Below are 25,711 nucleotides of genomic sequence, written 5' to 3' on the forward strand. Positions count from 1 at the left end.
AGGAATTGTCGCATCCTGAACAATACTGCTGATGATTACGGCGGCGGAATCTATTTGCGAGGAAATATTTTCGAGAGTAACGCCCCGATGATCGTGAACAGCATTGTTCGAGACAATGCCGCGATGGGCGGTGCCGGCATCACCGTCGATAGCTATAGCTGGAATGTGTATGTCATCAACAACCTTATAGCGGGAAACATCGGGGGTGAATACGCGAGCGGTATTCTCATCCAGTATGGCTCAGACTCAAAGACTTTCAATAACATCATTGCCTATAACTCTCAGGATGGAATGATAAGCAACGAATCGGTTGGCGCATTGAGCGGTTACAACTGCTACTATTCCAACGGCGGATCGGACTACTACGGTGGCAGCGACATGGGATTCAATCAGCTTGTCAATCCGCAGTTTGTCAATTATGCTGCCGGCGATTATCATTTGCAGGAGCTCTCACCGATTATCAACAAGGGCTATTACATCGACAGCCTGCCGTCCGTCGACTTCGACGGACAGAAGAGAATCGTTCAGAGCGATGTCGACATCGGCCCGGATGAATTCGCCGACTGCAGCATGACGGCGAATTTCGGTGCCAATCCGACTTCCGGCTGCGAATTTATGCTGGTCAACTTCACGGGTACTGTTACAGGCCTTTATGACAGCCTCATGTGGGATTTCGGAGATGGCTCATTCTCATATAACACGCTGAATGTTCAAAAACCGTATTCCGAGGTCGGTACGTATACGGTCAAACTGTATGCGATCACTCCATGCACGACAGTTGTAGCTATCGCAGAGGATCTGATAACGGTTGGCGAACCGCCGACAGCAAATTTCTCTGTTGATATCGATTCCGGCTGCGCTCCGCTGCTTGTTCAGTTCAGCGACTTATCGGTGGGGAATGTGACGAGCTGGCTGTGGAACTTCGGAGACGGAACAACCTCAGTACTTCCGACGCCGTCGCATGAGTATCAATCGGGAGGCATTTACACGGTCAGGCTGATCGTTGCGAACGTCTGCGATATAGACACCATCATCCGAACCAACTACATAACTGTGGGAGGATCTGCCGAAGCCGATTTCCTTGCGACTACTACTGCCGGTTCGGCACCGTTAACAGTCAACTTTGTTGATCAGTCTCGAAATGATCCGACGGAATGGGAATGGGATTTCGGCGATGGTGGCAGTTCGGCGCTGCAGAACCCAACGCATCAGTACACTAAACCCGGCATATATGATGTGCAATTGACCGTGACTAACGAATGCGAGTCTTACGACACCTGGCTCCTGGAAGGTTACATCCGTGCGTATGGGTTTGATCTTAGGCTCGCGGATACCTCTCACACGAGATATGTCAAAACATTCAGTTTTGACCTTGACTCGTTATACGGTCCGTTTGATAGAAACGTGACTCTCCGGGCTAAATTGCTCTCTACTCCTCAGAGAGGGACGGCGAAATTCACTATACAAGATTCTACGATGGCGATTGGTAATTCATCCAGTTTCCAGGCAACATTGTCGAAGGACCTTTGGCACGGCATATATCAGGGGGCTCTTATTGGGACCGCTGCAGGGGGAAGCCCAATTGACACGCTGCTGTTCGAATTCGAGTCGACACCTATCCAGCTTGTAGCCACCAGTGCGGACAGCGTCAAATTCGATTCCACACAGATCGGTAGCACTGCTGTCATCAATCTCATAGTCAGGAACCAGGGCGCACTAATCGATAACCTGAACCTGAATGTCAGAAGCATACCGATTGATGGTTCGGATGCGTTCTTTGTTACTCCGACGGCATTCACGGTCTTTCCAGCATCGTCGAGACCCGTGCAGATTTGGTTTACGCCTCCGGACTCTGGATATTACACCGCGGACATAACGATTATGTCCGACGATCCGGTGATGTCGGAATATGTGGTTCATTTGGAGGGGCTGGGGATCCCTGAGCGAATTCCGCCGTACGTTGATTACACAGATCCTGCGGCGTCTGCCACGGGTGTTATGATAACAGAAGTCATCGATCTCTTCATAAGCGAGCCTCTCGATACGCTTAGCCTGCCGGAAGCCCCGCTCCTGACCGTAGGCAGCGGGTGGACGGGATCGACTATTGCCGGCAAAACGGTTTTCATAGGCAACCTTCCTCACCAGTGGATCGTGCGATTCGTTCCCGATACAATTCTCCCACCGCTCGATCTGATTACTGTAACACTCAATGGAGATGTCGTTGACCTCGCAGGGAACTCGCTTGACGGCAATCTTGACGGCGTTGCTGAAGGTTCACCGATCGATGATGCTGTCTTCCAGTTTGAAACGGGTCCGGGAGTGTATCCCGGTGATGCCAACAATGATGGTGTTGTCAATGAGGTCGATGTGCTTCCGCTGGGTGTGTTCTGGATGATGACCGGTCCCGACAGGGCGGGTGGCACCGAGTGGCGCATTCAGCCTGCAGAGGTTTGGACGGAGCCAGCCGCAACCTACGCTGATTGCAATGGCGACAGTACAGTCAATATGCAGGACCTCCTGGTAATCGCCATAAACTGGGGAAGCACTCACAGCTATGGCAGTCCGCAGTTTGTGCCAGGCGACTACGACCTAGCTGAGTACAAGGGAGCTTTCGAAACGATCTTCTTCGCACTTGGCGAAAGTCAGGAGAGTGAATTCACTCGCAGTGTTCGAGACCTGATCGCCAAATATGTTGAGGTCGAGACTGTACCTGGACAATATATGCTATCGCAGAATTTCCCGAATCCTTTCAATCCGACGACGTACATTCAGTTTAATCTTCCTGTGGATGGTCATGTTTCTCTAACCGTTCACAACATTCTCGGGCAGACAGTTGCCACGTTGGTTGACGAGTTCCAGACGCAGGGATTCAAGCAGGTTATGTGGAACGGAACTTCCGACGCTGGTGAGGCGCTGCCTTCAGGTATGTACTTCTATCGCATGAAGGCGGGCACGTTTACGCAAGTCAAGAAGATGTTGATGATACGTTAGCCTGCATCTGATATCGCTGGATCGCAACACCTGAATAGCTGAGAGCCGAGAGTGCTTCGCGGATCATTCAGAATTAAATGTTCGTTCCAAGAACATGGAAGAGTTTGGCAAATATTTGTTGACACACGGATTCAATTTCTGTACATGCTAATTACGATACATGCACTGTACTTGCATATTCGACAGGAGGTTTTTAGATAGATTCACTTCATTTGAAGTGAGAAGGGAATCGAGCTAGCGAGAGTCAACTCCATTTTCACAGGGGGGAATGTGATGGAACTCGAGCCTCTTCAGGATAAGATTCTGATATGTGCCGATTGCAATGAGGAGTTTGTCTTCACTGTAAGCGCGCAGCAGTATTTCCTGGAGAAAGGGTTCATGGAAGAACCAAAGCGCTGCAAGTGGTGTTACACGCAGCTAAAGAAGGAAAAGCGACAGCAGCAGAAAGAGGCGAAGCGAAGGGCGCACCACGACCGTTCTACTGTACACGCTTCCACTTCACGCAATGATGAAGGGCGCAATCGAGCCAACGTGAAGTAGCACTCGAGCCATCGGCCGCTGATCACCAGCGACCGACAACTCAAGTCTTAATATGCCGTACCTGGCTATTTCAGGAACAGCATCTTCTTCACATCGTGTTGTTCTTCATCAACCGAAAGGCGATAGAAGTATACGCCTGCCGGCACTTCATTGCCGTTACTGTCTCTGCCGTCCCATTCAAACGAATGGGCTCCGGGTTGGCCTATGTCCTGCCTCTCGCTGATGACGGTCTGACCGAGAATATTGAATATCTCGATCTCGACTTCACCGGCGTTTTGCAGCGAATAGGAGATGACCGTTGCGGAATTGAATGGATTGGGATAGTTCTGCTCAACGCTGAATGATTCCGGCAGCGGCGGGTCATCTGCAGGATCGTCTGCGTCAGATATGAATGACACTGAGAAGTCGGCTGTCATCGTGTCGCCGGCTGCGGAGATGTTCGTTACAGATACGAGTGATTCCGACCCCGAGTAACTGTTCGAACCTGGAGTCGAGAGCGGTGTGAACGCCGTATTGCTGGTTGAACCGGGGAACGGATCTCCTGTGTCGCCGTAATCCAGGTTCTTCTCGAGCTCCCAGAGGTTGTCGGCCTGCACGAGTGCGACCTCATAGTGGCCAAACGCAGTGTGACCGGGATACCATTCATCGTTGTTGTCTGAGACGTTTTCATCAATATGCCAGATCAACAGTCCGGCTGATGGCAGGTATGAATCATATCCGGTCTTCTTCCTGTTCTCAACCAAATAGTACTCATCACTCGCAGACCCGTTAGTCCAGAGCCTGAAAATCTTCCCGGATGTTTCAACATTCGGTACGCTTGTCCCATAGCTTGTCGTGCTGATATTGGTGTATGATGCAAATCCCAACTGGATTCGGCACCATGCATCGAAGTGTGCCGGTGAATCTCCGAGCGAGCCATTCCACGAACCGGATGCCATCAGACTCCATCTCGCAATTCCTCTGGAGGAGTTGTCGGTATCGTACAAGTCTGGCAGACCGAATACGTGACCGAGTTCATGGCAGAACACACCGAGTGTCATGTCGTTTGCAGAATACCAGTACTCAGGCATGATCGCGTATGTGAAGATGTACTTGCCATCCTTGAGGCGTGGCGTGATCGCCCATTTGTGCGACCAGATGTCGTTAACCGATCCGGTCAGCTCTGCGCCCTCCCCGGTGTGCACGACCATCAAACCATCCACGTATCCATCGCTGTCGTTGTCGTAGTTTGAGAAATCGACGAGACCATCAGCAAGATCGACAGCGTCCTCCACCAGCTTCTGACAGTTGTTGGGATAGGATCCCGTGCCGTAAGCGCCATTCACGTAATAGGCGTTGTTGTTTGGCGCAGTCAGCCATCCGATCGATGAGGGGAGATCAACTGTTATGATGTCAACCTGATTGAAAGAGACTTCATTGTAGTAGTGCCGGACACTGCCGCTCTGATTCACGTAGATTAGAGTATCAAAATAGGAATCGGCTGATATCGGAGCCAGGTCCGGGAATCGAACCAGTATACAGAGTATATTCTTCGATGCCGTTGCGCTCGATCGCATCCAATCCTGAAAGTCAATGTCCGCCGGTTGGTCAATGCCTTTTTCGCGCCAACCATCCTGAAGATCGATGTACTGCTGATGCAGAGCCTGAGCCATGGTTGCCGATTGCGGATCATCCGGCGCGCCCGGATATGGCGGCATTGCGATAGCATCTCCGGCAAATGCGAGTAGCAGAAACATCACAGTAATCGCCGTTGCGCCTGCTCGAAAGTGAATCTTTCCTCTCAACATCTCAGTTCTCCCTCCTGTTTAGAATCGCAGTCCTGATGAGATCGCGAGTGACGCTCCTCTTCCCATCGATGGTGTCACAGTGCCTGAGGATGCCCAGGCGAAGTCGAGAGAGAACGCCGAAACTCGTAGTCCCGCACCAAGCCCGAGTGATGCGCCATTCAGTCCACCAAGCCCGATGCCCGCGCGAATCGGCAGGAAATGTATGTAATTGCATTCGGAACCTACCGACAGTTCAGGAGTTGTGCTCACGCCCGCCCTGTCTCTGAGACCGAACTTGAGGTCTGCTGAAACCAGGAATGCACCGAGTTCATGTGCGGCGCCCAGATTGATCTGCGGTGCTAGCGACGTCGAGAACGACCCCAGATCGTGAGTTATTTCGTCAGAGATCACCGTGGAATCGTCACCTGCGCTTTCGGCAGTGAGCGATGTCGCGGTGTACATGTATTCCGTCTCTTCAGCGTCGGTTTTCCAGGATATTGTGGAGATCAAATTGCGAATGCCTGCCGAGAAGACCCAGTCGCCGCGAAATGTAGCGGCAGTGCCCAAGTCCATCCCAAAACCCGAACCTCCCATGGCAGATCTTACCGTGACGCTACCGTCGCTGTTGATGCCATCAGTGCGGGTTACAACGCTTGCCGTAGCGTCTGCTATATCGAAATACACAATGCCATAGATGTACTTGACATTGATACCGGCGGTGAGATCGCCCCATTCGAAGGTCTTGACCTGCCGGGCGTAGGCGATGTTCAGATCGACATGAGCCAACGCCTCTCCATCTGATCCATTGATGTCTATCGTCTGTCCGATTCTATTACCGAAAAACGCCAGATCGATTATGTCTTTGGAGACTTCACCTGACCCCGACGCCTCGACAGTAGTAGATACCGCAAGCTGCCCGAATGAGAACGATAACATCGATGCTGCTGAATTTCCTCTGAAGCGCAGTCCTTCGTCAGGGATCTTCGCGAGAATGTCTCTCTTGTCCGTCTCAGTCAGGTAGGCGCCGTTGTATTTGTTATAGTCTCCCATGGAGAACGCGTTGTTGTTCACCATAGAGCCGACTCCGAAGATCTGAACGGCGGTCCCCTGAGCGTCAGGAAGTGCGAGGTTTGCGGGGTTAAATCCGATAGCATCGTAACCTCGCGCCACGGCTGTGTAGCTGCCGGCCATCGCTATGCTTCTGGCATCATCCCAGCCGGAGGCATGTACGCCGCCGATGGAGATGGCGAGAGCTGCCATGGTAAATATTAGAGTACGATAATTCATGTTATGCTCCTGTAACTCCTTTAGAAGTCCCCGATGCGTGCGTTGATTGTTATGTACGCCTCTATGTCGATGAAGTCAGACGAGATGATGCGAACTGCCTGGCCGTTTGTTCCGGGGAATGTGATTACCTCACCGACATAAAGAATGCTATTGTCAAGTATGCTCAGATCGTCATGGTTAAGCGCGATGGTGACGTCCGATCCGATTGCCTCGATGACGAGACCTGATGTGCCTACTTCACCCGACGCAACTTCGATCGGACCGATTGTCAGCTCCGGGTTATCCCACAATGATGTCGAGTCGCCTGCGAGGTGCAGAGTGAGTGTCGCAGCGAGCGGAAGGTGGTTTGAAGTGTGAACGACTGCTGAACCGTTGTTCAGTCTGTCGACGTCCTCTGAGCTGATGTCATTGAGATCTGCCTCGCTGATGTCGGTTTCGAATTCGGTTTCACCGATTGTCATCTCGAGAGGAGAAGTGATCGTTACCGTACCGAATACGAAATCATTCTCAGTCACCCCGCCCTCTGTTGCTCCATCACCGACTATCGCGTATCCTGAGACAGTGATTTCTGTCGGGATCGGATTGAGGAATGCCGACAGGTCGTCAACAACAATAGTGCTTGTGATCGGCACTTCGACACTGCCCGGCGCTATTGTACCGACAACATCAAGTTCCTGACCGGCTCCACCTTCAAGGTGAATTTCAATCTCTCCGGGGAGATTCACCGCAGACTGTATACTGATTTCCATGACCGCTGATGTGAGGCTGAAGTTTTCGAATCCGTTCGGTATATCCACCAATTCCGTAATGGGTTCAATCTCTATCACCGTGGGATTGATTATGCCGGATACGGATCTGAACGCGATGTTGGAGACGTTGACTTCTACGGCAAAGTTGTTGTCCGATGATACATAAACTGTCACAACTCCACTTCCGGCGAGGCTGACGTTAGTGGTGAACTCCACGGTCGGCTCCGGCCTGCCATCAATAGGAGTGAAGTCGTATCCACTCAAATCTGCGCTGACTATGCTGGTCTGACTTGGCAGCAGGCTGGCAGGTATGCTTAAGGGATTGCCGTCATCTGTGAATTGACTGATCACAATCTCAATATCTGCCGCCAGATTTGTGTTGTTTGTTACGGTCAGTTCGACATCACCGCTCCTGACCTCAGCGCTGGTGATTATATTCTCTTCAGAGAACGAGATTTCCTGACTGTAGGATTTTTCCTGCGCGGGAATCTTCGCTGTTGCCGATGATACGGTAATCGTGTTCGAGAATCCCACCGTGATTGTGACTCTGTTTTCTCCGACAGAAAAGAGTGTCCCTCCGGGGCTGTGAAGACTTGCTCCGAAATAAAAACTATTCCAGATGGTCTTCCCCGACAGATCGATGGATCGAGACCGGGTCTCTCCCATGCCGAGACCATCCTCGAATGTGACAGTACCGAGCACTTCCAATGATGTCATATCGAGAATACCGATGGACACTGAATCCAGCGGAATGCCGAAATCATTAGTAGCGCTCACAATCATTGATCCGCTCTCAATCGTGGCTGATTCGACATCTGATACGATCGGCAGTGATTTTGTAGCACTCACGCTGATCGCAGGGACCTCGCCCAGCACAAGCGGGATATAATCTTCGAGGAGAATGTGCTCAGTTACGGGCGAAGGAGCTGAGATTTCTATCAGGCCGAGCGATTCCGAGAACTCATCGGAGAGATCGTCAATCGCAAGTCCCGCATCAATCGCAACTGTGTCCAGATTTTGCTCGACGCTAAACGATATGTTGCCAAGGGAATCATAAGCCAGATTGTCCTCCGCAATTCGATCAACCAACTCCAGCATATCGTAGTTGTGCGACATGAGAGGCACGACGAATTCAGTGTCCCAGGTGGGAGACTGTGGTTTCTCTATACTGCACCCGCCCATTCCGAGGATTATTGCCAGAAGAAGCGCCAATATTGCCCCCGGCAACTTCATTGAATTAAGAGAGAAATCGAAAACAGATGACTTCCTCATTTCTTCCTCCGAGTCCTTTTAGGTCATACGGTCTAATTCCGAAGTGTGCAATCGCAAGCCGTGTGCCACTATTGAAAACTAGCGTAACTTACTAATACACAGAGCCTTGGCCCCGCTTGTGCACATTGAAACAGCGCCTCTTTTTGGCGGATGAATCAGATACGTGTGGGGATGAGCCAATACAGCGCATCTTTGCAGGGGTTACCGGTCGTCTGATAGAATATGCCTTATGTCAAGTTTGCCGATGCGGCTGCTATGCGGTGTCTTGTGGTAGGAGGAGTTTTCCCTTGAAAACAGACTTCTGTAGTGTATATTAGTTGGTTCGGAGGCCGTGGTTTGAGTTTCAACGTCGGGAGATATATATGATCAGCACATCTGATTTTCGTAAGGGCATGAGGATCGCGATCGATGGACAGCCATATAATATTGTCGACTTTCAGCATGTCAAAATGGGCAGAGGCGGAGCCAACGTCAAGACAAAGCTGAAGAATATCAAGACCGGTCAGGTTATTGAAAGGACGTTTTCCGGTGGAACGCAGTTCGATCAGCCTGATTTCGCGGACAAGGTCATGCAGTACATGTACAACGACGAATCCGACTGGTTTTTCATGGACAGCAGTACATTCGATCAGGTGGCTATATCCAAGGATAAACTCGACAGCACCATCTGGTATCTCCAGGAAGACCATGAGTATCACATACTCTTCTTCGAAGGCGAGCCTATATCGGTTGATCTGCCTCCCGCAGTCGTGCTCGACGTCACCGAGGCGGAACCCGCTATCAAGGGCGACACTGTAAGCAATGTCATGAAGGGCGCAACTGTTGAAACGGGGTTGTCGGTGAAAGTCCCGATGTTTGTCAAAGTTGGCGACAAGATCAAGATTGACACACGCGAAGGCAAGTACATCGAAAGAGCGTAGGAGCCCTCTTGGATCTAACCGACCTAAACGCCTCAAGCTACATAGGTACCGATGAGTCTGGCAAGGGGGATTATTTTGGACCACTTGTCGTAGCTGCTGTTCTCGCCACAGCCGAAAACAGAGAAAGGCTTCTGTCTCTTGACGTAAAGGACTCAAAGCGAGTCGCTGATAAGAAGGCGAGACGGATTGCCGAGGCCATCACTGCTGAAATCCCATGTTCGATCGTTGCAATCGGTCCCGAGAAGTACAACGAGCTCTATTCAAAGATCAGAAACCTGAATCGTTTGCTGGCGTGGGGGCATGCGAGGGCAATAGAGAATCTGCTCGATAGTTGCGAGGCTTTGCTCGCTGTAACGGATCAATTCGGTGATCCGAAATATGTCGAGAGCGCTTTGATGAAGAAGGGACGAAGTGTGAAACTGGTTCAGGAAACGAAGGCTGAAAAACATATCGGTGTGGCGGCAGCATCGATTGTAGCCCGTGCAAGATTCCTGGAGTATCTCGACAGGTTTGCTTCAGAATATCAAATGACATTTCCCAAGGGAGCCGGATCGAACGTCGATAATGCCGCTGCAGATTTCTGCCGGAAGTACTGCTACGATGATTTGGACAAAGTAGCAAAGCTCCATTTCAAGAACTCGCAGAAGGTGAAGGCTCTCCTGTAATCTTGTCTGCTCTCATCTGAGGGCTTGTTGATAAACCCCGACTATCATCATTGCGAGCGAAGCGTGGCAATCTCTGTGATTCACAATAGCATTGATTGACGGAGAGATCGTCACGTCACTTCGTTCCTCTCGATGACGAGGTTTGGCGCGCTGTGGGCTGTTTCAACAAGCCATTGAGCAGTAACACCATTGCCGGACAATATACGGCTATCGATCATGAGCTGCAGTGGTCTACTCAGGACAATTCGAACCCCTCTGATTTTCGAAGAAAGGATAGTGCTCTCTCCTACAATCTTCACAGAGTGCATGAGAGAACATGGCATCCGAATGTTCCTGAATGTACGATTCCATCTGCCGCCACGTTTGAGTATCATCGCGAATTCTCTTGCAGTGCATACAAATGGGTAGAAGCCCCTGGAGTCTTTTGACATGCGCTAATGCTTCTTCGAGTTCGCATATTTTTTGCTCCAACTGATGACTATGATCTTCAATTTGCTTCTGCAAGTCCCTCTTCTCAAGCGCATTGTGTATGGCGCGATAGAGGCTTTTGCTCGACAATGTGCCTTTCACCAGGTAGTCATACGCCCCCGATTGCATAGCCGTTACAGCGACTTCTTCGTTTCCTTGCCCAGTCAACATTATTACGGGGCAGTCAACGTTGTTCTGTCTGATACGTTTCAGAGCTTCCAATCCGGAATCAGCTCCCAGGAGGTAATCGAGGAGAATAATTTCGACATCGTGATCATCGAGTTTCTGCAGTCCTTCCTCGATGTTTCGCGCCTTGATGCACTCTACCTGCCACTCCTCAATATTCTCGAGATAGCGCCGACAGATGGCGATATCTCCCGAGTCATCATCGATAACGAGTACTGTCAAGCGGGTTTTAGACATGATTAATCCTTGTTGTTAGGTAGTACGACAATTTGGAACCAGTACTCCTCCAGTTTATCTATCAGAGAGATCAAATTCTGCATGGTCACCGGCTTTGTGATATAGGAATTCACTCCAAGATCATAAGCGCGAAGAATATCTTCCTCCTGCTGCGAAGTTGTCAGCACCACAATAGGTATGCTACGAAGATTGGGGGTTGCCTTCACTTCCTTTATGACCCCCCTTCCGTCGATCTTAGGCATATTTAGATCGAGCAGAATCAAGTCAGGTCTGGGCGCCGTGTCCACACCGGAATATGCCCCTCGTTTGTGCAGATAGTCGAGCGCCTGTTCGCCATCCCCGACTATGTGCAGATCATTTCTGATCTTGTTACTGGCGAACGCGCGGCGGATCAATTCCTGGTCGCCTAAGTCGTCTTCTGCGAGCAAGATGATCGCAGGTTTTCCCTGGAAGTCTCGCATGTTGAATCCTCCTCTCTCAGCGGCCGTTCACTGAGAGTGAATCTGAAATGAGCACCCTTTTGAAATTCCGAATTTACCCAAATCGTTCCACCGTGCAGTTCCACAATCTTGCGACAGATTGCAAGGCCGATTCCAGTACCTTTGTACTCCTGTTGTCCGTGCAGTCTCTTGAATGCCTGAAATATCTGATCCGCGTACTTCGGGTCTAATCCGATTCCGTTGTCTCTCACGCCATAAACGGTTGCCCCATCGACCTCTTCACATGTCACGTGAATGACTGGTGACACGCCAGAACTGAACTTCAAGGCATTGCCGATCAGATTCTGAAATAGACCGATCAGAGCCGTTTCGTCTCCCCAGACTTCCGGCAGATCGTCGAAGACAAATTGCACCTTTTTTTCATGGAGTAAGACGCTAAGAGAATCGAGTGCACAATCGACGCAGTGTCTTAGTGAGATTCGTTCGAACTTGTATGCCTTGCGCCCGAGTCTCGAAAGTTCCAGCAGGCTGTTGACCAGCACCTGCATTCTGTCTGCTGCATCGATCATGAAATTGACGTCTTCGCACACTCTTGGCGGCAGGTTATCTCCCAGATCGTCGCGAAGGAGACCGCCGAATGCGATGATCTTTCTCAGCGGTTCCTGTAGGTCGTGACTGGCGAAGTATGTGAATTCATCCAGTGCCTGCACCCTAGTGACCAGCTCTTGATTCAACGATTTCAACTCAGCAGTCCGTTCTTGTACTCGTGCCTCCAATACATCGTGTGCTTGTTGCAGTCCAATCTCTGCAAGCTTGCGGTCTGTGATGTCTCGATCCACGCCTCTGTAGCCTCTGAATTCACCGGACTGCTCATACACCGGCATCCCGTTCGTCTCAAGTACTACGGCAGTTCCATTCTTGCGAAGATTTGTGTTTTCCAGCATTCTGATTGGTTCTTTATTGGCTACCAGTTGGCCAAATATACCGGCCACTCGACGAGCTTCTTCGTCGGGCATTAATTGAAAAGGTGTCTTGCCCAAGATCTCATCCGGGGAGTAGCCCAAAATGTCCGCTACTTGCGGGCTGCAGTAGGTATAAACTCCATTCTGATCCACTTCCCAAATCCAGTCGCAGGTGGTTTCTACCAGTGGTCTGAACTTCTCTCTCGATTCTACCAGGGCCGCTTGCGTCAGTCTGCGTTCGCCCACTTCACGTCTGAATTCCTTCCACCGCCTGAAAGAAAAGACTAGCATTCCTGCCACCAAGACCATGAACGCGACAGCAAGCTCATGTGTATCCCAAGCTTCATTGGAGAAGTGAAAACGGTGGATGTACTCTGCTATCTCTAACGAGAATGTTATGTACAGGACCGGAATGCATATTGCCAATATTAGGACAATATCCCTAAATGACTGATTCCCGTTCCACAGGTTCTTTAATCTTCGATCAATCAATCTCTGCCTACCAGGTGAAAAGTTGGCCCATTTCCTCTGTGAGACCTGCTCATCAGTCGAATTGACAGGCAGCAGGCTCCCCTTTGTTCTCTTTATCGCAGCAGTTCCCTGTGGGGGCAGCTACACGACATACGCTTGTGGCGGAATTCCAGGCACTGGATATGAAAGCCGCCCCCTATTTGTACATTAAGTTGTCGGAACATTGACAATACTCTTTACATCTGAAGGCTGTTTTGTAGCGTCGTTTCAAAGTGTAACAGAGCATTGCCGGCAATATCGTGATTCGCAATTCTCAGTCAGCAGGAATCATCGTTCTATAGGTCTAACGCTCAGGTAAAATATGTATATGCGAAGCAAGTGCTCATCTTTTTCGTCTATGTCTCTTCTTGACAAACCAGCGCATGACGTCTTCATTGCATAACCAAGAAATTGCTCTCTTGAAGATTTTATGGAATATGGAGAAGATTCAGTGATTTCTTCGTGCACTATCCTGAATGAGATTGCCACTGACAACTTATCTGGTGCGTCAGCAATCTATCTGAAGGCGATCGACTATTTGAAAGCCATTCTCCGAGAGGCAGAAGGGCGTTCCGCAACTCAACTTCCACAAATCCTTCGCGAGGCAGGCAAGGAGCTGATCGCGGCGCAGGATGCGATGGCGCCTCTGTACAATCTGACTGCAGAAGTCATCAACTGTGCCGACATGGCAGATCCTCCGGTTGGAATGAATTCGAGGCTGACGGAACTGCTCGACAAGCTAACTGACAGTGACAGAAGTGCGATAGCCGCCGCCGCTGAGAGGGCTATCCCGCTGATCGGGAAGGGCTCCGTGATTCTGACAATAAGCTACTCGGCGGCGGTCAGAGAGTTGATCCTCCGTCATCCCGACCGCAACTCTCTTAAAGTGGTCGTGCCGGAGAGTCGACCTATGTGCGAAGGTAAGCAGCTAGCAAAGGATCTCGGCAGTGCGGGCGTTAGTACGGTTCTAATCGCAGACATGGCATTCGGAAGTTATCTCAGTGATGTTGACTGCTTCGTGTGTGGCGCGGATGCGGTAACCGAGAAGTATATTGTCAACAAGATCGGAACCGCCGCGATTTGCAGGGCAATCGAAGCATCCGGCAGGTCGACAATCGCAGTTTTCAGCGAGAATAAGGTGATATCAAGCGATGTTTTTAGGTTCTCCCCGGACTATCACCCCAGGGAGGAACTGACTCTTGACAGCATTCCAAACTGCGTCGTGGAGAATTGCTATTTTGAAAAAGTCCCTCTCAGTTCTTTCACGTACCTCGTATCCAACAGTACCCTCCACACGCCTGAGACTTTGCAGAAATTCATCGAGCAGTATCGCTTCCCCACGGGTGTTCTATAGTTCACATCTGTTTCATAACGAAACCGGGCTGTTCGATCACTGTTTTCGGGTGAAGCTGATCCCGCCCATTTGCTCAATTATCAATCACTAAGTGACGATAACATACATGTTGGAATGCAACTTGGAATGCAACTTCGGAGGAGTGGATGAGCGAACTCGTGTTGAGCGCAGCATTTGTGGTGCTCGTTACCGGCACCGTCACGATTTTCCTTAATCATGACAAGTATCCCGGTCTGACAAGAGAGTCCTGGAACAGGCTTTCGATTGGCCTGAGTCTCTTGTGTGTTGCGACCGCAGTCCCTCTTTTTCAGCTTCTATCACCCGCGAACAGCTTAGGCCTTCCGGGCGACAACCTGCCAGCGTTGATCGCAGTCGCCATATCTCTGTTGGGAGGAGCTTTGTCGACCGCATCGGGGCTTGCGCTTTGGGTGCCGAGACTGCTGAAATCCGCATCACGATACGATAAGTTTGAAGAGCTGGCTGAGCTGACCTCAAAGATTGAGCCTGTAGGTCACGGCAATCTCTCCAGCGGCGGCATTGTGAAGGAAGCGTCTGAGCATCTTTTTGAGAGGGTGAAACCTCGGCAACTCGTGTACTTCGAATGGAATCATACGGCGGAAACACTTGATCCCGTCGTTAGTCATCCGATCGAATGTAATGCTCTGCAACTGCCATTATCTGAGATCGAAGACGTTGACTGGCTGCGTGAAGCTGTTGTCGACATTTCTGCAGGCCGCAGTCACGGAACGGGCGCCCTGTCTGATCGATACAGTGATTCTTCGTTGAGATGGGCAAGTGGCAGAATTGCAGTTTCTATTCCAGTCTGCTCAGGCGAAAGACTGCTGGGTGTAGTTGTGATGACTTTTGACGATGAGGACTCGATCTATGCCGGATATAGCGATGTCATGATGTCTGCGGCGAGAATGATCGGTAATGCGCTGGAAAAGTCTGCCTTGTGCGACGACATCGTGAATATCGTCTGTCTCTCGGATGCTCACGCCCGGCTTAACCGACTGGCAATCGAGGCTGATGATCTGACAGATCTGATGACAACGGGAGGCGCATTACTGAAAATGTTCGTGCCATACGACATGTTGTCGGTGAGCGTCCTTGACCCGAACATAACTATGATGCGGCGATACTCGGTGACAGAATCCGGCAACCGCGTTTCTGAGAAAGGGCTGTCACTTCCAATTGATGATACATTCGTCAAGCACGTCGCAACAACACGAAAACATGAGATACAGACCAGTCTGAGTGGCATCAAGTATCGCGATGATGCCTGGTTGTCGAAATGCGGTTTCGATGCAAGATTGTCACTCCCGATTTTGATGAATAACCGAGTGGTTGGTGTGCTGTCTTTCCTTTCGCTCACGGCGGAGAAGTACAGTACCGGATCCGCCAAGCACGCTGATCTTCTGGCCGATGTTTTCTCAGTAGCCATATCGAACCAACTGGCTCGGGAGAAGTATGCATTGCACGTGCAGAGAGTTGCGAATCTGCGCGAGCTTTATAAGAGTGCTATTTCGGAGAGTGACAGTAACGAATTCCTAAGCAAGTTCGCGGAGAAGGTCACGGCGCTGATGCCGATGACGTATTGCCGGCTTTCACTGCTTAGCAATCGGCGCAGAAGTCTGGTATTGCTCCACGATCACAGTAGAAGATCGAATACTGGAATCGCCCGCACCGGAGAGAGGCAGATTCATCTGGATAGTGCTCCGATTCACCTTCGAGCCATCGAAGCTGGCGAGACAATTGTGATGAATCTGGATGATGCCGATCAGGTCGTCAGCCCGGAAGAACTTGCTATGTCCTTTCCTGAGGGAGTGAAATCGATCCTGTTGGTGCCTCTGCAAATCGAGGGGGAAGTACGCGGGATAATGTCCCTTGGAGAGATGAGAGGATGGGACCGATGTCCTATCAGCGATAGGGATGTTGCATTTGCCGAGATGATTGGAATTTGCGGCAGCCTGGCACTCAAGATTGCAGATCATCCCACTGCGGGTACGTTGCCCGGCAGGTTTGACTTCGACAGTCGCAGAGCGGCAACGGCTCTGCCATCACTGTACTATAATCGAAGGCTCTCCGGACCTCTATCGTCAATCGTCGGAGCTGCTGAGCTCATGGAGCGGAATCTACCCGAGACAGACAGCCCTTTGATGATGTGTGTGAGGACAATCAGACGAAATGCGTATAGCGCGATGAAAGCATTCAATGATTTCAGAGAATATGAAAACTCGGCACGATAGCCCATCGTCCAAAGGGTTGCACATAGTCCTCGCCTGCGAGACGCCCGGCTTCGACGGATCATTGAAGTCTGAACTGGAGGTGTTAGGGCATGACGTGAGCGAAGTCACATCAACTGCTGAGACCATGGCTCGACTCAGCGCTGGAACGGCAGACGTATTGGTCACGGATTTGAATATGACAAGATCATTTGGCTTAATGCAAATATGCAAGTCACTGAGACGGGACTGTAAGAGAATCGTGGCGACATCGTGGGGGCAGATCCTGAACGACCCTGACGCCTGTTTATACGGAGCCGATTTCGTCATCTCGTCTTCCTGTAATGCCGAGGATTTGATGTCTAAGGTAGACTTAACAAAAAACAAGAGTTGAACTTTCCGACAGGAATGTAACTTGAATATCCCAAAAGAAATTAGCATTCCATTTGGTGATAGCTCACAGAAGACTGTGGATGCGCTTAACACGCTTCTCAAGCAGGTCGCGATATCATACGAGTCCGATTATGTCACAATCTGCAGCGTGGAGCGCCTTGGCGTTTCCTGTTCCGATCGCAGCGTGGACTTCCTGGTGGCTGGAGTTGACGTCGATCACTATGCCATCGCGGAGGTCATTCATCGCGCCTGTAGACGCAATGAGAAGCGGTCAATTCAATATATCGCAGACATTAAAGACAGTAATCTGAGCGACATCGACGCTGTGCAGACTTCGGGAGTCAAGTCTGCGGTTGTAATGCCGCTCAGACTTGCATCTGTAAGAGATGCGTCTCTTGTATTGCTCTGGTTCCGGGCGTCGAAAGATATCGATCCTCAGGAACTTGAAAACATCATATTCTATGGTCGTTTGGTTGAGATCCTCTGCGACAACAGCGTCGTGGTGAAAACTAGCGAGGAGCAGGCCAATCGACTATCCGCTCTGGTCGAGTTGTCGACTACCATATATTCATCTCTGAATTATCAAGTTGTTCTCGATAAGGTGATAGACTTGGCAACATCACTCGTGTCGGCGAGCTATGCCACGATCTATCTGATTGACAGGAGTGCTAATGATCTGGAGCCGCTCCTGACCAACGCAGAGCAGAAGCATGACTCGATTATGGCTAGACATTTGCCACTGGGCAAGGGAGCGCCGGGCCAGGCCGCAGCACTAAGCGAGGGTGTTATAGTCAACGGTTTGACATCTGATCATCCGGAGTCGGAAGTTCGTGAGAACGGATCAGAGATTGCCGTACCTCTCATACACTCGGGCAAGACTATCGGTGTGCTGAGTATTCGACGAGAGTCGGGGATCCTCTTCACTCTCGAAGATCTTCAGTTTCTGTCTATCTTCGCGAGGCAGTCGGCGGATGTGATTGAGAATGCCAGGATGTTCAGGGATCTGCAAGTGGCCTACAACAAGCTATCGCTTACACAAGACCAGATGGTAGAAACTGAGAAGCTTCGAGTACTTGGAGAGATGGCCTGCGGAGTCGCACATGACTTCAACAACAGTCTGGGTGCGATTCTCGGTAGAGCCGAGCTTCTGCAGCGAAAGGTCAGTGATCCGGAGATTATCAAAGGCCTCAGAGAGATTGAGAAGCTTGCTTTGCAGGGTGCGGAGACGGTCAGGCGTACCCAGGAGTTCGCTCGAGTTCGAAGTAAGGCTGTTAAAAAACGCGTGATGATCAACGAAGTTATCGAAGATGCTGTTGAGACAACAAAGCCGCTCTGGAAAGAGCAGGCACAGCTCAATCTCGTCGAGATTGAAGTGACGACAGACCTGAGGGCCAAGAATCCGGTGGCCGGTTCACGCGGGGATCTGGTCGACACTATGGCAAACATGATCCAGAACTCCGTTGAGGCATTGCCGAACGGCGGTCGAATAAGTATCAAAACGTATGACCGAAATGACGAGGTCGTTGTCGAAATAGTCGACGATGGCGTCGGTATGGCACCTGCTGTCCGTGACAGAGTGTTCTATCCATTCTTTACATCGAAAGGCAGGGGTAAGACCGGATTGGGAATGAGTGTGGCATACGGCGTGCTCACCAGGCATCAGGCGGCAGTCGAAATAGAGTCCGAGGAGGGAGCCGGAACACGCATTGAAATAATCTTCCCGGCCCGTCCCGAACTAGCCGAGTCCATTACTAAGAAGATTCGGATCGGTATCTCCAAGGACCTGAATATTCTGCTCGTAGATGACGACGAGGACCTTCTGAGTGTTGTATCTGAATTGATTTCTGCACTTGGACATAAGGTTGTTACCGCACCGGAAGGCATCGAGGCTCTTGCCCGGTTTGACGAGAAGGCATTCGACATGGTCATTACCGATCTTGGACTTCCCGGTATGTCGGGATGGGATATTGCCAATGCGGTGCGTCTTCGCAAACCGGAAACCCCGGTGATTCTCATTTCCGGATGGGGAGCACAGATTGCTGAAGCCGACATCGCCAAGTACCAGGTGGATCTGGTTTTATCAAAGCCCTTCTCGCTCAAGCAGCTTGAGGAATCGATCTGGACTGTGCTCAGTGCAAAGACTACCGACGCCCAGTTGCGCTAGCAGTCATTTGACTGTGTGACAGAGGGGAAAACTGACCCTGTGGATCAGCAGACAGAATTGACTCACGTCAACGCGAACGCGCAGGAGGTGATAATCACCCTCGATAAGATCGGTGGCGAACATTCAGGAAGGTTGTTAGCGGGATATCTCCACTTTTCTGATGAAGGAATACGGCGCAAGGCGGCTGCGGCCGTAGGCAGCAATGGTGACACCAGCACACTTCCTCACCTCATCGATCTCTTCAATAATGAGCCGGAGATGAGAGTCTAACTCGCTCCGATTCTGGCGCATATTGGTGGAGAGGGCGTCATCGATGTTCTGGGAGAGATTCTTGAGAGACGGCAAGGATTCTTCAAACAGGTGCTGACCAAGAGCGGGGAAGAGGAGAAAGTGGCAGCAGTTTCGGCCCTCTCCCGGATAGTCAGCCAGAAGAATCTTGTGAAGTTGCGAGAGTTCAAACGTGTCTACGGCTCCGGATTCCGGGGTTCTATTGGTTCGAATGACCTGTCCGCAGCTCTCGATAAGGCGATTCGCCGCCTGGAAGATAAATTAAGGACTGGACAGAATCATAGTTAGATACGTTATTTGTATGACTGATAGAGATAGATATGACTCGATATTTCAAAACCACATTCGTTCTCGCTATTGCTTTAATCTGTAGTCATACTTCTGCAATACAGGCTCAGCACTATTTCGGGAAGAACAAGATACAGTACTCGCAACTTGACTGGCGAGTTTTGGAAACGGATCATTTCAATATCTACTATTACAGGGGTGAAGATGAACTGGCACGCATAGCTGCGTTCAGCATCGAGCGGAGCTATCGTGTGCTCGAGGACAAATTCAAGTGTCCGCTTGATGATCGCGTTCCGGTCATAGTCTACAGCTCACCGAATTACTTCGGCCAAACAAATGTAATCCCGCAGATTCTGCCGGAAAACGTGGCGGGCTTCACGGAGTATTTCAAAGGCAGAGTAGTGGTGCCGTATGACGGCTCCTATTTCCTTTTCGACCGTGTCCTCAGGCACGAGTTGGTACATGTATTCACTTTCAAGAAGATCACTCAAGTATGTCAGGATCATAAGAAGTTGAAGCTGCATTCTCCTCCGCTTTGGTTCACAGAGGGGATTGCCGAGTACTGGTCGGGCGAGTGGAATTCCACTGCTGACATGATCGCTTCCGATGCGATTCTCAGCGGGCAGGTTTATGATGAGAACAGCATATATTCCATCTCCGGAACCTTCCTCATGTACAAATTCGGTGAATCACTGCTTCAATATATGGCTGAGACCCACGGCGAAGAGAAGATTCTCATGATCTTCGAGGACTGGTGGAAGGGGAGTACATTTAGAGAGGTCGTTGAATACACACTTGGGGTGCCGCTCAGCGAGGTCTTCAAGGGTTGGCAGTACAGTCTGAAGAAGAAGTACTTCCCGGTCTATGCTGAGGCTGAATCTCCTGAGATGATAGCGAGAGTGCTGACTCCGGAAGGATTCTCAGTTCGCCCGGAACTGATGCGGCTTGAGATGGATGGCAAGGAAGAAAGAGAATATCTGATATACAAAGCCAATAAGCTTGGCTATTCCGGCATATACATCAAGGACGCGGCCGGCCCACTTAGGAAGTCAACAACACTTGTTAAAGGAGAACGCTCGCCCAAGTTCGAGTCTCTCTATTTGCTTGATTCAGATATTTCAGTCAATAAGAACGGCGAGCTGGTGTTTGCGTCTCGTCACTATGAATCCGATGTGCTCTATCTTTATGACCTTGAATCCCGGGAGATCAAGAAGTGTCTCGACTTCCAGGACATAGTAGCCATACAGTCGCCTGCATGGTCGCGGGACTGCAGCCAGATTGTCTTCACGGCTTGCGGTATGGATGGCGAATACGATTTATGTCTTTACAATCTGGCTGAGGACACTCTGAAACAGCTCACCAATGATGTCTACTCTGACATCGATCCGATCTTCTCGCCGGACGGGCGCGATGTTCTGTTCTCGTCCGACAGGACTGACGGGGGAAACAAAGGCTACCACAATCTTTTCAGGGTGAATATCGAGTCGGGCAAATTGGAGCAGTTGACGTGGGGGAGATGTCGCGACGGCACACCATCATATTCGCCGGACGGTAGCTGGATAGTGTTTCGATCCGATCGGGATGGTCTTCCTAATGTGTATGTGCTCGATACGCTCGGCAAGATGTTCCATGCCAGCAAACTGATGGCTGGCATTCAGGACCCGTCATTCACGCCATCAGGGGACAGCGTAGTCTTCTCTGCGTACCACAAGGGGAACATAAGAATCTACTGCGCGGAATTTAGCGATTCGATGCTGATTCCCGTAGAAAACGAGCCGGTGCAATATTCATCCTGGGAGCCGGAGGCACTTCCGGGCGAATCGGTCAGGGCATCGTTTGACTATACCAATGAATTCTCATTCGACATAGCACAATCGGCGGTAGCGTATGACGCTTTTTATGGCCCACTTGGAGGGTTTCAGGTGTCTCTTTCCGATATGCTCGGCAATCATCAGTATTATTTTCTGCTGTATAACACCGCAACAACGAGAAGCGATTTCCTTTCGTCTTTCAATGTTGGCCTCACTTATATCAATCGCACGAGGCGAGTGAACTATGGTGGCGGATTGTTCCACCTTTACGATGAATACTACAATCGGATCGATGGCGATTATGACGAACGACAGTTTGGAGGATTGGCGCTTGTCACATACCCGATATCGAAATTCAGGCGGCTCGAACTCCTCTCAGTTCTTCGTAAGTCTGAGCGATATATGTTCCCGTACGATTCAACGCGGCACGCCATACTGTCCAGTACGTTCCTGTCGTATGTAAAAGACAACAGCTTGTGGGATATTTCGGGACCAATCGATGGCACAAGGTACAACCTGACCGTGGGGCTGGCGCTCGATTTCAGAACCGGAAACAATTTCTCGCGTATCGGAATGGCTGATCTTAGGAAGTACTTCCGTCTCGGGAGGCGATCTGCGTTTGCCAGTCGCCTGTTTGGATATACATCCACCGGTCAGGAGCCCCAACGGCTCTATCTGGGAGGGAGTTGGTCTCTGCGTGGATATAATCGCCGTACGTTCTATGGCAGAAATGTGTTCCTCTGGTCAAACGAGTTGCGGTTTCCGCTCATAGATAATCTGTTTATTGGATTTCCGCTTGGCAGGGTCGGTTTCTCAGGTATACGTGGCACGATCTTCTATGACACCGGAAATGCCTGGGACGACGATTTCGATAGATTCTACGGCTCATTCGGGTTTGGAGCGCGGGTCGCGCTGGGGTATCTTGCCGTGCTCCGGTTTGATCTTGCGCGAACGACCGATTATGTCAAGATATCTAATGCTTGGAAATTTGACTTTTTCTTTGGATGGAATTTCTGATGATCTGGCGGCGAATTCTCATATATGCTCTGTTGTTTGTTGCGGTCGCTTGTTTCCTGGCGTGCTCCTCGGGGATCAAAGCAGTTAAGCATTTCCAGTATCAGCCTGACGGATGGGATATGTTCAGAGACAATCCTGCCGGCGTGGCTGATTCAAATATTAGCCTGCGCAATATTAATGCTTTGATATGGTCGCGGAAATCAAAAGGGCAGATTTATGCCAGCCCTGTTATTAATGACGGTCTGGGAGTTATTCCTGCGCTCGACAGACGGATATACCTCTTTGATCCGGCGACAGGCGATGGAATCGGAAAGATAAAGATGAATTCGTCATCGTCATCATCCCCCGCACTTGCCGAGAATCTGCTGTACGTGGCTTCGGAGGCCGGTGACGGTCGACTGCGGTGCATAAACATCACAAGGGGAATGGAAGTCTGGGCGATGGAGCTGGGAGACGTCTCCGCGCCGATAATCCTTCACGACAGGACTCTGTTTATCGGAAATTACGGAGGTGACTTCTACTCAATCAATCGATTCACGGGTGACGTGAACTGGACGCACCGCACCGGCGGGCTGATACGGGGAGGTGCCGCTGTAGCTGATGGTCGAGTTTATGTTGGATCGACAGACGGCTACCTTTACTGCCTCGACATCGACAGCGGTGACGTCGCGTGGAAATTCCGTGCCGAGTCAGCCATCTTCACGACGCCAGCATTGTCCAATCTCTGTTTTGTGACAACATTCGATGGTCTGCTTTTCGCCTTGGATCCCGCCAGCGGTGACGAGGTATGGCGATTCCAGACTGAGGGGAATGTCTTCAGTTCGCCTGTTGCGGATGGAGAAGCTGTCTATTTCGGATCGAATGATGGTAATCTGTATTCATTGTCTTCACGTGATGGCTTCGTTCTTTGGAGATTTCGGACTGAGAGCATCGTTACTGCGACTCCTCTCGTCTCGTCCGATGCAGTAGTCATCGGGAGTAGCGACGCCAACGTGTACTTCATCGACAAGGGCACTGGCAGGGAGTTCTTCAGCTACACAACCAGCAGCCGCATAGAGTCTTCACCGGTCTATTATGATGGAATGGTCTTCATTGCCAGTGCCGACCGCCATCTCTACTGCTTCGGACAATCTGGCACTGCCATGTCCGCACGAATCGCGCCATAATGACATTATAATTGGTCATGTTGGCAGTTAGTCTGCCTGAATGGCATATTACTCTCCGGTCTAATGATCTTCCCTCATCCGTATAAACTGCTACATATCAATCACTTAGGGCATTTCTTGCACTTTTGGCACGCTTCCTGCCTTAACATCGATTGCAATGAATGAAGAGATTGACAGGTTAGCAGGTTTAAACAGATAGGTAGGAGGTATTGAAATGACATTGACAATTAGCAGACCAAGGCGCAGTTTTTTCCCGGTCCTCGATGAGATGGACAGGATGTTCGGCAAATGCATCAATAGTAATGCCGTCGTCTCGGGAAACGAATTCGGATGGGTTCCGCCGGTCGACATTATCGAGCGCAAAGATAGCATCGTAGTGAAGGCTGAGGCTCCCGGTCTCGAAAAGGACAGTTTCAAGGTTCTGGTAGAGGATGGCGTCCTGACAGTGAGTGGTGAGAAGAAGGTCGAAATCGTTGAGAATGATAAGAACCAGAATTTCCATCGCTCCGAGAGAATCTACGGCTCGTTCTCGAGATCGTTCACACTTCCGAGCAATGTCGATCAGAAGAACGTGAGCGCCAAGTATCGCAACGGCGTGCTTGAGATAACGCTGCCGAAGAGCGAAGAGGCGAAGGCCAAAGAAATCGAAATTGATGTCAGCTAAGGTTTGGCACCAAACCCCTTGTGGGGTGTTTTACGAAGCGATACGCTGACCGAGGAACCCGCCCCACAAACCGGGCGGGTTCTGTTTGAAGCAACTTAAGGTGAAGGAGATTGTCTATGAAGAATCAAGTACATGCTCTCAAAATCTGGTATGCTGCGGTTTTTTGGCAAGTTGGTCGTATCTAATATGAAACAATATAGGAGAATGAAACTATGGCAATATTGAATGCTAATTCAGATGAAGAATCAGTTATGCAGGGCAGTTATGAAGTGACAGTCGCCGGTGTTAACTTCAGTCGAGACTACTATAGCAATGGCAAGACTTGGGACAAATCTCTGGCGGACGGGTTCACAAATAATGAGCAAGCCGAAACGTATTCAGATAATAGTAATGATCTCGCTCCCTATGTTATAGTGAATCACAACGATAATAATCCATGCGAGCTTGTCCACTTATCTCGTTTTGACGACGAATCCTATCTCAAGGAAATTGTCAGTTCAGGTTCCACACTTAGTGGGACAGTAATGGTAACATCAACCCAGCCTTCGCACGTAGAAATGGACCAGACTCGAGGTCTGCTGTACAGAGCAATGGATTCCTTGAGAGCGAAGTCGCCGCTGATAGTAAGAAAGTGCGTAGTGGTTGCTGTACTGTGGACGGTATCACCGACCAGCGGTCCCCATAAGGATACAATTGAGAACACAGAAGTAATATATGCGGCCACAGTGGAGCATTTTCACGGCGCTCATAATCATCAGGAGTTCGAACCTCCTGAGTTGTCGCGACTTGTAAGGGAGGCAACAGCTAGTGGCGTAAGAACAATCAACCTAAGTGATCTATTGGACATAATCAACAAAATCAACACGTGAGGTGATATATGGCAAAGAGTAAGAAAATTATTGGAATAGACCTCGGGACGACAAACTCGTGTGTCTCCGTGATGGAAGGCAGCGACCCGGTTGTCATACAGAACAGCGAAGGCGCTCGCACGACGCCCTCTGTTGTGGCGTTCACCAATAAAGGCGAGCGGCTTGTCGGGCAAATCGCCAAGCGTCAGGCTGTGACGAATCCGAAGAATACTGTCTTTTCGGCGAAGCGATTCATGGGACGGAAGCTCTCCGAAGTTACAGAAGAGATCAAGAACTATCCGTTCAAGGTGACGGGCAACAACGGCGAGGTGAAGATCGAGATCGATGGCAAGCAGTATGCTGTGCCGGAGATTTCCGCGATGGTCCTTCAGAAGATGAAGCAAACCGCTGAAGACTATCTCGGTGAGACCGTAACGGAAGCTGTCATCACTGTCCCGGCCTATTTCAACGATTCGCAGAGGCAGGCGACGAAAGATGCC

General features: G+C 50.3%; 20 protein-coding genes. 14 read left to right on the forward strand and 6 right to left on the reverse strand.

Going from position 1 to position 25,711, the window contains the following annotated elements:
* Together KKH67_00205 and KKH67_00210 are read left to right on the forward strand one after the other, a co-directional pair.
* Positions 1-2,991: PKD domain-containing protein (locus KKH67_00205; GenBank protein ID MBU1317592.1), on the forward strand; the 2,991-nt coding region annotated here is incomplete at its 5' end.
* Positions 2,992-3,264: 273 nt separating this feature from the next.
* Complete coding sequence (locus KKH67_00210) at positions 3,265-3,531, forward strand: zinc-ribbon domain-containing protein (protein MBU1317593.1); 267 nt, start codon at positions 3,265-3,267, stop codon at positions 3,529-3,531.
* A gap of 65 nt (positions 3,532-3,596) precedes the next feature.
* Here KKH67_00210 and KKH67_00215 read toward each other — a convergent pair whose 3' ends face one another.
* From KKH67_00215 to KKH67_00225, 3 genes are read right to left on the reverse strand one after another with little or no spacing between them, the layout of a single operon-like run.
* Positions 3,597-5,318, reverse strand: coding sequence for a M6 family metalloprotease domain-containing protein (locus KKH67_00215; GenBank protein ID MBU1317594.1), 1,722 nt, complete (start codon positions 5,316-5,318; stop codon positions 3,597-3,599).
* An 18-nt stretch (positions 5,319-5,336) separates the two neighbouring features.
* Positions 5,337-6,584, reverse strand: coding sequence for a hypothetical protein (locus KKH67_00220; GenBank protein MBU1317595.1), 1,248 nt, complete (start codon positions 6,582-6,584; stop codon positions 5,337-5,339).
* Positions 6,585-6,604: 20 nt separating this feature from the next.
* Positions 6,605-8,605, reverse strand: coding sequence for a hypothetical protein (locus KKH67_00225; protein MBU1317596.1), 2,001 nt, complete (start codon positions 8,603-8,605; stop codon positions 6,605-6,607).
* A gap of 362 nt (positions 8,606-8,967) precedes the next feature.
* On the opposite strand from KKH67_00225, the gene efp reads away from it, so the two are divergent.
* Positions 8,968-9,525 carry an elongation factor P gene (gene efp, locus KKH67_00230; protein ID MBU1317597.1) on the forward strand — a complete coding sequence of 186 codons (558 nt, stop codon included), beginning with the start codon at positions 8,968-8,970 and terminating at the stop codon, positions 9,523-9,525.
* Between the two features lie 8 nt (positions 9,526-9,533).
* Positions 9,534-10,190 (forward strand): ribonuclease HIII, encoded by a 657-nt coding sequence (gene rnhC / locus KKH67_00235; protein MBU1317598.1) that lies wholly within the window; start codon positions 9,534-9,536, stop codon positions 10,188-10,190.
* Positions 10,191-10,421: 231 nt separating this feature from the next.
* Here the strand turns inward: rnhC and KKH67_00240 are convergent, their stop codons facing one another.
* Genes KKH67_00240 through KKH67_00250 form a run of 3 tightly spaced genes read right to left on the reverse strand, consistent with a single transcriptional unit; the run spans position 10,422 to position 12,975 of the window.
* The gene (locus KKH67_00240; GenBank protein MBU1317599.1) at positions 10,422-11,081 is read right to left on the reverse strand and encodes a response regulator; all 660 of its coding nucleotides are present in this window, start codon (positions 11,079-11,081) and stop codon (positions 10,422-10,424) included.
* A gap of 2 nt (positions 11,082-11,083) precedes the next feature.
* The gene (locus KKH67_00245; protein ID MBU1317600.1) at positions 11,084-11,542 is read right to left on the reverse strand and encodes a response regulator; all 459 of its coding nucleotides are present in this window, start codon (positions 11,540-11,542) and stop codon (positions 11,084-11,086) included.
* A complete protein-coding gene (locus KKH67_00250; protein ID MBU1317601.1) occupies positions 11,488-12,975 on the reverse strand; it encodes a PAS domain S-box protein in 1,488 nt (495 codons plus the stop codon). Before KKH67_00250 ends, KKH67_00245 begins: the two co-directional genes overlap by 55 nt.
* A gap of 448 nt (positions 12,976-13,423) precedes the next feature.
* Here KKH67_00250 and KKH67_00255 point away from each other — a divergent pair, with 448 nt between their 5' ends.
* The 10 genes from KKH67_00255 to KKH67_00300 form a co-directional block, all read left to right on the forward strand.
* Positions 13,424-14,347, forward strand: coding sequence for a hypothetical protein (locus KKH67_00255; GenBank protein ID MBU1317602.1), 924 nt, complete (start codon positions 13,424-13,426; stop codon positions 14,345-14,347).
* 146 nt (positions 14,348-14,493) lie between these two features.
* Entirely contained in the window at positions 14,494-16,596 is a 2,103-nt protein-coding gene (locus KKH67_00260) for a hypothetical protein (GenBank protein ID MBU1317603.1), read from the forward strand.
* A gap of 391 nt (positions 16,597-16,987) precedes the next feature.
* On the forward strand, positions 16,988-19,129 hold the full coding sequence (locus tag KKH67_00265; GenBank protein MBU1317604.1) for a response regulator: 2,142 nt from the start codon (positions 16,988-16,990) through the stop codon (positions 19,127-19,129).
* A 39-nt stretch (positions 19,130-19,168) separates the two neighbouring features.
* A complete protein-coding gene (locus KKH67_00270; GenBank protein ID MBU1317605.1) occupies positions 19,169-19,399 on the forward strand; it encodes a HEAT repeat domain-containing protein in 231 nt (76 codons plus the stop codon).
* A gap of 90 nt (positions 19,400-19,489) precedes the next feature.
* Complete coding sequence (locus tag KKH67_00275) at positions 19,490-19,705, forward strand: hypothetical protein (GenBank protein ID MBU1317606.1); 216 nt, start codon at positions 19,490-19,492, stop codon at positions 19,703-19,705.
* Positions 19,706-19,737: 32 nt separating this feature from the next.
* Positions 19,738-22,533, forward strand: coding sequence for a hypothetical protein (locus tag KKH67_00280; protein ID MBU1317607.1), 2,796 nt, complete (start codon positions 19,738-19,740; stop codon positions 22,531-22,533).
* Positions 22,533-23,699, forward strand: coding sequence for a PQQ-binding-like beta-propeller repeat protein (locus KKH67_00285; GenBank protein MBU1317608.1), 1,167 nt, complete (start codon positions 22,533-22,535; stop codon positions 23,697-23,699). The genes KKH67_00280 and KKH67_00285 overlap by 1 nt, the downstream gene beginning before the upstream one ends.
* 214 nt (positions 23,700-23,913) lie before the next feature.
* Entirely contained in the window at positions 23,914-24,363 is a 450-nt protein-coding gene (locus KKH67_00290; GenBank protein MBU1317609.1) for an Hsp20/alpha crystallin family protein, read from the forward strand.
* 212 nt (positions 24,364-24,575) lie between these two features.
* The gene (locus tag KKH67_00295; protein ID MBU1317610.1) at positions 24,576-25,232 is read left to right on the forward strand and encodes a hypothetical protein; all 657 of its coding nucleotides are present in this window, start codon (positions 24,576-24,578) and stop codon (positions 25,230-25,232) included.
* An 8-nt stretch (positions 25,233-25,240) separates the two neighbouring features.
* Positions 25,241-25,711 (forward strand): Hsp70 family protein (locus tag KKH67_00300; GenBank protein ID MBU1317611.1); only part of this gene is annotated, 471 nt, incomplete at its 3' end.

This window comes from Candidatus Zixiibacteriota bacterium (genome assembly GCA_018820315.1).
Classification (GTDB): Bacteria; Zixibacteria; MSB-5A5; order JAABVY01; family JAHJOQ01; genus JAHJOQ01.